This is a genomic window from uncultured Amaricoccus sp. (assembly GCF_937858865.1).
GTDB lineage: Bacteria > Pseudomonadota > Alphaproteobacteria > Rhodobacterales > Rhodobacteraceae > Amaricoccus.
Window position 1 is genome coordinate 1 of the sequence record NZ_CALLYO010000132.1, and the last position, 11,100, is coordinate 11,100.

The 11,100-nt window shown below is 72.6% G+C and carries 8 protein-coding genes and 1 pseudogene; 6 read left to right on the forward strand and 3 right to left on the reverse strand.

Going from position 1 to position 11,100, the window contains the following annotated elements; translation table 11 throughout:
* The 3 genes and pseudogenes from Q0112_RS03670 to Q0112_RS03680 all read left to right on the forward strand — a co-directional run.
* Nucleotides 1–273: pseudogene (locus Q0112_RS03670) on the forward strand (sugar ABC transporter ATP-binding protein); the annotation flags it as partial.
* Nucleotides 270–1,505 carry a sugar ABC transporter permease gene (locus tag Q0112_RS03675; protein WP_297971552.1) on the forward strand — a complete coding sequence of 412 codons (1,236 nt, stop codon included), beginning with the start codon at nucleotides 270–272 and terminating at the stop codon, nucleotides 1,503–1,505. The pseudogene Q0112_RS03670 and the gene Q0112_RS03675, both read left to right, overlap by 4 nt.
* 10 nt (nucleotides 1,506–1,515) lie before the next feature.
* Nucleotides 1,516–2,244 (forward strand): SDR family oxidoreductase, encoded by a 729-nt coding sequence (locus Q0112_RS03680; protein ID WP_297971555.1) that lies wholly within the window; start codon nucleotides 1,516–1,518, stop codon nucleotides 2,242–2,244.
* Nucleotides 2,245–2,312: 68 nt separating this feature from the next.
* Here Q0112_RS03680 and cueR read toward each other — a convergent pair whose 3' ends face one another.
* A complete protein-coding gene (gene cueR, locus Q0112_RS03685; protein ID WP_297971557.1) occupies nucleotides 2,313–2,729 on the reverse strand; it encodes a Cu(I)-responsive transcriptional regulator in 417 nt (138 codons plus the stop codon).
* Nucleotides 2,730–2,806: 77 nt separating this feature from the next.
* Here cueR and Q0112_RS03690 point away from each other — a divergent pair, with 77 nt between their 5' ends.
* Entirely contained in the window at nucleotides 2,807–5,257 is a 2,451-nt protein-coding gene (locus Q0112_RS03690) for a heavy metal translocating P-type ATPase (protein ID WP_297971560.1), read from the forward strand.
* Between the two features lie 45 nt (nucleotides 5,258–5,302).
* Here the strand turns inward: Q0112_RS03690 and Q0112_RS03695 are convergent, their stop codons facing one another.
* Together Q0112_RS03695 and Q0112_RS03700 are read right to left on the reverse strand one after the other, a co-directional pair.
* Nucleotides 5,303–7,081 (reverse strand): alpha/beta fold hydrolase, encoded by a 1,779-nt coding sequence (locus Q0112_RS03695; protein ID WP_297971563.1) that lies wholly within the window; start codon nucleotides 7,079–7,081, stop codon nucleotides 5,303–5,305.
* A gap of 62 nt (nucleotides 7,082–7,143) precedes the next feature.
* Nucleotides 7,144–8,373 (reverse strand): DUF763 domain-containing protein, encoded by a 1,230-nt coding sequence (locus Q0112_RS03700; protein ID WP_297971566.1) that lies wholly within the window; start codon nucleotides 8,371–8,373, stop codon nucleotides 7,144–7,146.
* Nucleotides 8,374–8,528: 155 nt separating this feature from the next.
* On the opposite strand from Q0112_RS03700, the gene Q0112_RS03705 reads away from it, so the two are divergent.
* Nucleotides 8,529–8,822, forward strand: coding sequence for a helix-turn-helix domain-containing protein (locus Q0112_RS03705; protein WP_297971567.1), 294 nt, complete (start codon nucleotides 8,529–8,531; stop codon nucleotides 8,820–8,822).
* Nucleotides 8,809–10,821 (forward strand): hydrogenase 4 subunit B, encoded by a 2,013-nt coding sequence (gene hyfB / locus Q0112_RS03710; RefSeq protein WP_297971570.1) that lies wholly within the window; start codon nucleotides 8,809–8,811, stop codon nucleotides 10,819–10,821. The genes Q0112_RS03705 and hyfB overlap by 14 nt, the downstream gene beginning before the upstream one ends.
* Nucleotides 10,822–11,100: the final 279 nt, after the last annotated feature.

Here is an 11,100-nt window from a genome sequence, read left to right on the forward strand (position 1 = left end):
GCGGCGCTCGGCGTGGCGCAGACGGCGGAGGTGCTGAACCTCGTCGAGCGGCTGCGCGACCGGGGGCTCGGGGTCATCATGATCAGCCACAACATGGAGGACGTGCGCGCGGTCGCCGACCGGATCGTGGTGCTGCGGCTCGGGCGGAACAACGGCGTCTTCACGCCGGACGCCTCGAACGAGGAGCTGGTCGGCGCGATCACCGGGGCGGTCGACAACGCCGTCTCGCGGCGGGCGCAGCGCATCGCCGAAGCCCAGGGGGATCCGGCATGACCGAGAGGCCGACGCTCGACCGCAGCGACACCCGCGTCACCCACGCCGAGGGGATCGGCGGGCAGGTCTCGGCCTTCATCGACCGGGTGAAGGCGGGCGATCTCGGCTCGCTGCCGGTGATCGTGGGGCTCGTCATCATCTGGACGATCTTCACCCTCATCAACCCGATCTTCCTGTCGTCGAACAACCTCGTGAACATGCTGTTCGACTGTTCGACCACGGGGGTGATCGCGCTCGGGATCGTCTGCGTGCTGATGCTGGGCGAGATCGACCTCTCGGTCGGGTCGATGAGCGGGGTGGCCTCGGCGCTGATCGGGGTGCTCTGGGTGAACGGGGCCTTTCCGCTGCCGGCGGCGGTGATCACCACGATCGTCCTCGGCGGCGCGATCGGGACGATCTATGCGCTCCTCAGGACGCATCTCGGGATGCCGAGCTTCGTCTCGACGCTGGCGGGGCTGCTGGCGCTGCTCGGGTTCCAGCTCTGGCTGCTGGGGAATACCGGGTCGATCAACCTGCCCTACGGGTCGTGGATCGTGAACTTCGGCCAGCTGATGGTGATGCCGGACTGGCTGAGCCATGCCCTGGCGCTGGTGCCGGCGGTGGTGATGCTCTGGGCCGGGGTGCGGACGATGGAGCGGCGGCGGGCGGCGAACCTCCATGCCGGCTCGATGGGCGGGCTCATCGTCAAGGTGGCGGCGCTCGTCGTCGGGCTGCAGGTGGTGGTCTGGTACCTGAACCTCGGGCGCGGGGTGCCGTGGATGTTCGGGGTCTTCGTGGCTCTGGTCGTCATCATGAACTATGCCTTCACCCGGACGAAGTGGGGGCGGTCGATGATGGCGGTGGGCGGCAACGCCGAGGCGGCGCGGCGGGCGGGCATCAACGTCAGGCGGATCTATCTGTCGGCCTTCGCGCTCTGCTCGATGTTCGCGGCCTTCGGGGGCGTGCTCTCGGCGGCGCGGCTGGCGACGGCGAGCCAGCAGGCGGGGACGGGGGACGTGAACCTCAACGCCATCGCGGCGGCGGTGATCGGGGGGACGAGCCTCTTCGGCGGGCGGGGGAGCGCCTGGTCGGCGCTGCTCGGGATCATCGTGATCCAGTCGATCGCCAACGGGCTGACGCTGCTCAACCTGTCCTCGAGCCTGCGCTACATGATCACCGGCGGGGTGCTGGCGATCGCGGTCATCGTGGACAGCCTGGCGCGGCAGAGCCGCGTGTCGCACGGAAGGGCGTGAGGAGGGAGCATTGGGCGAGGCGCTGAAGGGGAAGGTCGCGGCGGTCACCGGCGCGGCCTCGGGGATCGGGCTCGCCTGCGCGCGGGCGATGCTGGAGGCGGGGGCGACGGTCGCCTTCGTCGACCGGGCGGAGAACAGGCTGGCGGCGCTCTGTGCGGAGGCGGGGCCGCGGGCGTTTCCGGTTGTGGTGGATCTGCTCGATCCGGCGAGCGTCGCGGGGATGCTGCCGGCGATCCTCGGCAGGGCCGGGCAGCTCGACATCTTCCATGCCAATGCCGGGGCCTATATCGGCGGCGAGGTGGTGGAGCAGGATCCGGACGCCTGGGACCGGATGCTGGGGCTGAACGTCAACGCGGTGTTCCGGACGGTGCGGGAGGTGCTGCCGCACATGGTGGAGCGGCAGGCCGGGGACGTGGTGGTGACGAGCTCGGTCGCCGGCGTGGTGCCGGTGGTGTGGGAGCCGGTCTATACTGCCTCGAAGTTCGCGGTGCAGGCCTTCGTGCATACCGTGCGGCGGCAGGTGGCGAGGCATGGGGTGAGGGTCGGGGCGGTGCTGCCGGGGCCGGTGGTGACGGCGCTGCTCGACGACTGGCCGAAGGCGAAGATGGAGGAGGCGCTGGCCTCGGGGAGCCTGATGCAGCCGGAGGAGGTCGCCGCCTGCGTGATGTTCATGCTGACCCGGCCGAAGGGGGTGGTGGTGCGGGATCTGGTGATCCTGCCGCAGAACCTCGACCTCTGAGGGGAGATTTCGCGGATTTCGCGCGCGAAACTATAGGTAAGTTCTTGATCTAGCTGGGATACGTCGGGTTAACGGGACGTGAATCCCTCCGATGGGGCCGGGTTGCCGGCCAGATCGGCGAGGATCGGGCAGTCGGGGCGGTCGTCGCCGTGGCAGCGGTGGACGAGATGCGCGAGGGTGGCGCGCAGGGACTGGAGCTCGGCGATCTTGCGGTCGATGTCGGCGAGGTGGGTCTCGGCCATCTGCTTGACGTCGGCCGAGGCGCGGCCGGCGTCGGCGTAGAGGGCGAGCAGGCCGCGGCATTCCTCGATCGAGAAGCCGAGCGAGCGGGCGCGGCCGAGGAAGGCGAGGCGGTGGAGGTCCGCCTCGGCGAAGCTGCGGTAGCCGTTGGCGCCGCGGCTGGGGCGGACGAGGCCGATGTCCTCGTAGTAGCGGATCGTCTTGGGCGGCAGGCCGCTCAGTTCGGCCACCTCTCCGATATTCATTGGCGCGTCCTCTTGACCTTCCAGTTGCTGGAAGGGGCATATGGGGTGCCGAATCCGGTTTTTGGAGGGTGCGGGCCATGGATGCGGCGGTCGAGACGGTAGTGCGGGATCCGGTCTGCGGGATGACCGTGGACCCGGAGGCGGGCAAGCCGCGGCACGCGCATGGCGGGCATCTCTATCACTTTTGCTGCGAGGGGTGCCGGGGGAAGTTCGCGGCCGATCCGGAGCGCTACGTCACGGCGACCGATCCGGTCTGCGGGATGGAGGTCGAGCGGGCGACCGCGCGGCATATGGCGAAGCACGGGGGGGAGCGGTTCTATTTCTGCTCGGCCGGGTGCAAGGGGAAGTTCGAGGCGGAGCCGGAGCGGTATCTCGGCGACCGGCCGGCGGCGGAGCCGATGCCGGCGGGGACGGTCTATACCTGCCCGATGCATCCCGAGATCGAGCAGGTCGGGCCGGGGGACTGCCCGATCTGCGGCATGGCGCTGGAGCCGAAGGGGGTGCCGGCGGCCGACGAGGGGCCGAACCCGGAGCTGGTCGACTTCCGGCGGCGGTTCGCGGTCGGGGCGGTGCTGACGGTGCCGCTCTTCGTCATCGCCATGGGGCCGATGGTGGGGCTGCCGGTCGGGGCGTGGATCGGGGAAGGGGTGGCGCGCTGGGCAGAGCTGGTGCTGGCGACGCCGGTGGTGCTCTGGTGCGGCTGGCCGTTCCTGGTCAGGGGGGCGAGGTCGTTCCGGACCGGGAACCTCAACATGTTCAGCCTGATCGGGATGGGGGTGGCGGCGGCCTATCTGTTCAGCCTCGTCGCGGTGGTGGCGCCGGGGATCTTTCCGGCCGGGTTCCGCGATCATCATACGGGGCAGGTCGGGGTCTATTTCGAGGCGGCGGCGGTGATCGTCGTGCTGGTGCTGCTCGGGCAGATCCTCGAGCTCGGGGCGCGGGAGCGGACCGGCTCGGCGATCCGGGCGCTGATGGGGCTGGCGGCGAAGACGGCGCGGGTGGTGCGCGCGGACGGGCGCGAGGAGGAGGTGGCGCTCGAGGCGGTCGTGGTGGGGGATCGGCTGCGGGTGAGGCCGGGGGAGAAGGTGCCGGTCGACGGGGTGGTGGTCGAGGGGCGGTCCTCGGTCGACGAGTCGATGCTGACGGGCGAGCCGGTGCCGGTCGAGAAGGCCGCGGGGGACGCGGTGACCGGGGCGACGATCAACGGGACGGGGAGCCTCGTCATCGAGGCGAAGCGGGTCGGGAAGGACACGGTGCTGGCGCAGATCGTCGAGATGGTGGCGACGGCGCAGCGGTCGCGGGCGCCGATCCAGAAGCTGGCCGACAAGGTGGCGGGCTGGTTCGTGCCCGCGGTGATCGGGGTGGCGGCGGTGGCCTTCGTCGCCTGGGCGGTGTTCGGGCCGTCGCCGGCGCTCGCCTATGCGCTGGTCTCGGCGATCGCGGTGCTGATCATCGCCTGCCCCTGCGCGCTGGGGCTGGCAACGCCGATGTCGGTGATGACGGCGACCGGGCGGGGGGCGCAGGCCGGGGTGCTGATCCGCGACGCGGAGGCGCTCGAGACCTTCGCCAAGGTCGATACGCTGATCGTGGACAAGACCGGGACGCTGACGCTCGGGCGGCCGGAGCTGGTGGCGGTGCTGCCGGCGGAAGGGCGCGCGGAGGCGGAGGTGCTGCGGCTGGCGGCGAGCCTGGAGCGGGGGTCGGAGCATCCGCTGGCCGAGGCGATCGTGCGCGGCGCTGAGGAGCGCGGGGTGGCGCTGGCGCCGGTCGAGGGGTTCGAGGCGGTCACCGGGAAGGGGGTGACGGGGGTGGTCGAGGGGCGGCGCGTGGCGCTGGGGAACGCGGCGCTGCTGGCGGAGCTCGGGCTCGAGGCGGCGGCGGGCGAGGCCGATGCGCGGCGGGACCGGGGCGAGACCGTGATGTTCGTGGCGGTGGACGGGGCGGTGGCCGGCATGGTGGCGGTGACCGATCCGGTGAAGGAGACGACGCCGGCGGCGCTCAAGGCGCTGCACGGGCTGGGGTTCCGCATCGTGATGGCGACCGGGGACAGCGAGCGGACGGCGCGGGCGGTGGCCGGGCCGCTCGGGATCGACGAGATCCGGGCGGAGGTGCTGCCGGAGGACAAGGCGGCGCTGGTGCGCGAGCTGCAGGCGGCGGGGGCGGTGGTCGCCATGGCGGGGGACGGGGTCAACGACGCGCCGGCGCTGGCGCAGGCGGACGTCGGGATCGCCATGGGGACGGGGGCGGACGTGGCGATCGAGAGCGCCGGGATCACGCTGGTGCGGGGGGACCTGACCGGGATCGTGCGGGCGCGGCGGCTGGCGGTCGCGACGATGCGCAACATCCGGCAGAACCTCTTCTTCGCGCTCGTCTACAACGCGGCGGGGGTGCCGGTGGCGGCGGGGGTGCTCTATCCGTTCATCGGCATGCTGATCTCGCCGATGCTGGCGGCGGCGGCGATGAGCTTCTCCTCGGTCTCGGTGATCGGGAATGCGCTCCGGCTGCGCAGGGTGCGGCTCGACGGCTGAGGGCCCCGGGCGAGCGATTTCGCGTGCGTCGCCGCAAGGCGCCGGTCAGGACATCAGGATGTAGCTGCCGGGAGCCTCCTCGAGCGGGGGATAGCCGGGTGCGCCGAGGCCGGGCGGCGGGACGGGCTCGCCCGAGTGCTCTGCGAGCCAGCTGCTCCAGGCGGGCCACCATGAACCCTCGCGGAGCTCGGCGGCGGCGGCCCAGGCATCGGGGCCGCGATAGGCGGCGTGGGCCGGGGTGGAGAGGAGACGGTAGTGGCGGCGGGGATGGCCGGGTTCGGAGACGACGCCGGCGTTGTGGCCGCCGTTGGTCAGCGCGAAGGTCACGTCGGAGTCGAAGAGGAGGTGCGCCTTGTAGACCGAGCGCCAGGGGGCGACGTGGTCGGTCTCGGTGCCGACGGCGAAGACCGGCGTGCGGATGTCGGAGAGGACGACGGGCGCGCCGTCGACCTGGTAGTGGCCGCCGGCGAGGCGGTTCTCGAGGAAGAGCCAGCGCAGGTATTCCGAGTGCATGCGGTAGGGCAGGCGCGTGGCGTCGGCGTTCCAGGCCATGAGGTCGGTCGGCTCCGGGCGGTCGCCCATCAGGTAGTCGCGGGTCAGCCGCGACCAGATGAGGTCGTGCGAGCGCAGCAGCTGGAAGGCGCCGGCCATCTGCCAGGTGTCGAGGTAGCCCTGCTCCCACATCATGTCCTCGAGGAAGGCGACCTGGCTGTCGTTGATGAAGAGGGTGAGCTCGCCCGCCTCGGTGAAGTCGGACTGGGCGGCGAGGAGCGTGAGGGTGGCGAGCCGGTCGTCGCCGTCGCGCGCCATGGCGGCGGCGGCGATGGTCAGGAGCGTGCCGCCGAGGCAGTAGCCGCAGGCGTGGATGCGGGGGGCGCCGGTGATCGCCTGCACCGCGTCGAGGGCGGCCATCTGCCCGTGGCGCAGATAGTCGTCCATGCCGAGGTCGCGGTCGCGGGCGTCGGGGTTGAGCCAGGAGATGATGAAGACGGTGAAGCCCTGCGCGACGAGGTGGCGCACGAGGCTGTTCTCCGGCCGGAGGTCGAGGATGTAGTACTTCATGATCCAGGCCGGGGTGATGAGCACCGGCTCGGGGCGGACCTCGGCGGTGGTCGGGGCGTACTGGATGAGCTCCATCAGACGGTTGCGGTAGACGACCTTGCCCGGGGTCAGCGCCACTTCGATGCCGGGGCGGAAGCCCGACGGGTGGGGCTCGGGGTCGCCGGTGACGAAGCGGACGAAGTCGTCGGCCCAGTTGCGCGCGCCGCGCACGAAGTTCATGCCGCCGGTGGCGCGGGTGCGTTCGAGGACCTCCGGGTTGGTGAGCGGGAAGTTCGCCGGCGAGAAGACGTCGAGGATCTGGCGGGCGGCGAATTCCACCGCCGCCTCGTGCCGGGGGGTGACGCCGCGCACCCCGGTGGTGGCGGCCGACCACCACTTCTGCTGCTGGAGGAAGGCCTGGTGGATGATGCCGAAGGGCGGGCGGCACCAGGCGTCGGCGGCGAAGCGGCGGTCCTGGGCGAGGGGCTCGACGCAGCGCCCGGTGCCGCCGCGGATGGCGTAGAGCTGGAGCTCGATCGTCTGGCGGATGGCGCGGCGCAGGAGGGCGTTCTGCTTGCCGGGGGCGGCGGCGAAGTGGACGAGCCAGTCGCTCCAGGCGGCCCGGAGCGCCGCCGGGGAGAGGCCGAGGGTGAAGCGGGCGGCGAGCGCGTTGACCGCCCGGTCGAAGACCTCGCCCGACCTGTCCTCCGGCCGCCCCGGTGCGCGTTCGGATGCGGGCCTGGGGCCGGCCGGAGGTGGGGCGACGGGAAGCTGGCGGTTCACGGGGACGGATCCTTCTCGGTGGTGCGGCGCTGAGGGTGAGGTAGCACGGGGAGGAGGCGGCGTCATCTCGCCCGTCGGGCGGGGCCGGGCGCGGGCTCCCAGCCGAAGATGCTGCGGCCGCCGAGGTCGGCGGAGCGGGCGCGTTCGGCGGCGAGGAAGCCGTCGAGCGAGGGGCCCTCGGCGGTGCGCTCGAGGCGGCGGGCCTGGGCGTCGAGGCGGCGGAGGGCGTCGAGGCGTTCGCTCTGGCCGAGGCGGGCGCGGGTGAGGGCGGCGCGGAGGAGGGTGATGGTCTCGTCGTAGACCTTCGTCGGGACCGGGTAGGGGTGGCGGTCCTTGCCGCCGTGGGCGAGCGAGAAGTGGGCGGGGTCGGCGAAGCGGCAGGGGGCGCCGTGCACGACCTCGGCGACCATGGCGAGGGAGAGGAGGGTGCGCGGGCCGACGCCGGGGACGAGGAGGAGGTCGGCGAAGTCGGCCGGTCCGCGGTCGGCGACGGCGGCGAGGGCGCCGTGCAGGCGGCGCTGGATGACGTCCTTCGGGCGGACGTCGTGGTGGGCCGGCATGGCGAGGTGGGGGAGGAGCGGCTGGCTGGGAGGCGGGGCGAGGCGGGTGAGCTCGGCGAGGATGCGGTCGGGGCCGAGGTCGGCGAGGAGGGCGAGCTGGCCCTGGCGGGAGGGGGCGGCGCGGCGGTCCGTGAGGTTGACGATCTCGCCGGCGGGCGGGCCGTCGATGGCGGCGTGCGGGGCTTCGACGAAGCTTTTCAGCGTGTCGGAGTGCCAGTGGTAGCGGCGGGCGTAGCGGGTCGTGTCGTTCATGCCCTGCTGGACGACGACCCACTTGCCGTCGGCGGCGAGGACGAAGCTATGCAGGTAGAGGGCGAAGCCGTCCTGGACGGCGGCGCTGTCGACCTTGGCGACGAGGCGGCTGGCGCGGGCGAGGGCGTCGCCGTCGAGGCCGGTGCGCTCGGCGACGGCGAGGAGCTCGGCCGGGGTACGGCGCGAGTGCTGGCCGCGGCCGCCGCAGACGTGAAGGCCGAGTTCGGGCGGGAGGCCGCGCTTCAGGGCGCCCATGACGGAGGTGGTGATGCCGGAGGAGTGCCAGTCCATACCCATGACGGCGCCGAAGGACTGGAACCAGAAGGGGTGGGCGAGGCGGGCGAGGAATTCGTCGCGGCCGTAGTGGTGGACGATCGCCTCGGCGATGAGCGCGCCGAGGCGGGTCATCCGCTCGGCAAGCCAGGCGGGGACGCGGCCGGAGTGGAGGGGCAGGTCGGCGCTGCCGGAGCGGGCGGTCAAGGGAGCCTCGGCGGTCTGGTACGGAACGGAAACATCGTAGCGGGGGGCGGGGCGGAGCGGAAGGGGTGGAAAAGGGGGCGCGGGAGGTTGACGAGATATGTGAGATATCTCTATTGAGGTGCTCATATTGAGTCTTGCGGCTTTGGAGCCGATTCATGATGACCGGGGCGCAGCTGCGCGCCGCACGCGCGCTGTTGGGGATCGACCAGAAGACGCTCGCCGGGATGGCGGGGGTCTCGGTGCCGACCGTGCAGCGGATGGAGGCGAGCGGCGGGACGGTCCGCGGCGTGATCGAGAGCCTGACGCGGATCGTCGACGCGCTGGACCGCGCCGGGGTGGAGCTGATCGGCGAGGGGGTGGCGAGTGCCGGCGGCGGGCGCGGCGTGCGGCTGAAGGCGTGGGCGGTGTCGCCGGCGCCGGGAGACGGGGCGGCCGATGGGCGTGACTGACCTCGCGCTCGTGGTGGCCGGGGCGTTCCTCGGGCTGGCGCCGGTGGCCGTCTGGGCGGTCCGGCGGCCGGAGGGGGCGGCGGCGGTCTATGGCGTTGCGGCGGGGCTCTCGGGGGTGCTGGCGGTGGCGGGCGTGTGGGCGCTGGCGGCCGGGGGGCCGGCCGAGCGGACGGTGCTGCCGCTCGGGCTGCCCTGGCTCGGGGCGCATTTCCGGCTCGACGCGCTCTCGGGGTTCTTCGCGGTCATCGTCGGCATCGGGGGCGCGGCGGCGAGCCTCTATGCCATCGGCTACGGGCGGCACGAGCGGGCGCCGGGGCGGGTGGTGCCCTTCTACGTGGCGTTTCTCGGAGCGATGGCGCTGGTGCTCCTCGCCGACGATGCCTTCAGCTTCCTGCTCGCCTGGGAGATGATGTCGCTCCTCTCCTGGGCGCTAGTGGTGGCGGACCATCGCGACGCCGGGTCGCGGCAGGCGGGGTATGTCTATCTCAGCATGGCGGCCTTCGGGACGATGGCGCTGCTCCTCGTCTTCGGGCTGCTGGCCGGGCCGGGCGGGGCCTATGGGTTCGCGGCGATTCCCGGCGTCGAGCGGAGCCCGGGGGTGGCGGCGGCGGTGCTGCTGCTGATGCTCGTCGGGGCTGGGTCGAAGGCGGGGCTGGTGCCGCTGCACGTCTGGCTGCCGCTGGCGCATCCGGCGGCGCCGAGCCATGTCTCGGCGCTGATGAGCGGGGTGATGACCAAGGTCGCGCTCTACGGCTTCGTGCGGGTGGTCTTCGAGCTGGCCGGGCCGCTGCCCTGGTGGGCGAGCGCGGTGGTGATCCTGATCGGGGCGGGGACGGCGGTGATGGGGATCCTCTTCGCCATCGTCGACGGCGACGCCAAGCGCGTGCTGGCCTATTCGACGATCGAGAACGTGGGCGTGATCGTGGCGGCGCTGGGGCTGGCGCTCGCCTTCGAGGCGAACGGGATGACGGTGCTGGCGGCGCTGGCGCTGACGGCGGGGCTGTTCCACGCCTTCAACCACATGCTGTTCAAGAGCCTGCTCTTCATGGCGGCGGGCGCGGTGCTGACGGCGACGGGCAGGCGCGAACTCGATCGGCTGGGGGGGCTCGTGCACCGGATGCCGGTGACGGCCTTCCTGGCGCTGGTCGGGGTCGTCGCCATCTCGGCGCTGCCGCCCTTGAACGGCTTCGCCTCGGAGTGGCTGCTCTTCCAGGGGATCCTGCAGAGCCCGGACCTGCCGCAGCCGGCCTTGCAGTTCCTGGTGCCGGCGGCGGGGGGGATGCTGGCGCTGGCGGCGGCGGTGGCGGCGGCCTGCTTCGTGCGCTTCTACGGCACAGCGTTTCTCGGGATGGCGCGGACGGAGGCGGCGGCCGGGGCGCGGGAGGTCGATCGCTGGTCGCTCGGGGCGATGGCGGGGCTGGCGCTGCTCTGCGTCTTTGCCGGCGCGGTGCCGGGAGCGGTGCTCGATCTGCTGGCGCCGGCGGTGGAGGTCGCGGTGGGCGGACGGCTGCCGGTGCAGATGGGGAACCCCTGGCTGACGGTGGTGCCGGTCGTCGAGGTGAGGAGCAGCTACAGCGGGTTCCTGGTGCTGGTCTTCATCGCGGTGAGCGCGCTGGCGGCGGCTGGGCTGGTGCATCGTTTCGCCTCGCGGCGGCTGCGGCGCGGGCCGGCCTGGGACTGCGGCACGCCGACGGCCGATCCGCTGGTGCAGTACAGCGCCGGCGGCTTCGCGCAGCCGATCCGGCGGGTGTTCGGGACGACGCTGCTCGCCGCGCGCGAGACGGTGGAGATGCCGCCGCCGGGGTCGATGGCACCGGCGCGCCATACGGCGACGACCGAGGACCTGGCCTGGGGGCGGCTCTACCTGCCGCTCGCGGGGGCGGTGGGGGCGGTGGCGGCGCGGCTCAACGCGCTGCAGTTCCTGACCATCCGGCGGTATCTCGGGCTGGTCTTCATCTCGCTCATCCTGCTGCTGGTCGGGCTCGCGATATGGAACTGATGCTGGAGCGGGTCGGGCAAGCGGTGAAGGACGGGCAGTGCCCTCCCCAGCTGTCCCGCCCGAGGCCCTGCCTCGGGCAGCGCCCGCCCCGCCCCAAGGCGGGCGCTTCTCGCCCGCCGGGTCGGGCGCTGCCCTCTTCTCTCTGGAGTGGCAGGCCGTACAGAGCGCGGCGGGCGATCGTGTGATGCTGGGGCTCGCGGTGCAGGGGGTGCAGATGCTCCTGGTCCTGGCGCTGGCGCCCGGGCTGGTCGGGCTGGTGCGGAAGGTGAAGGCGCGGCT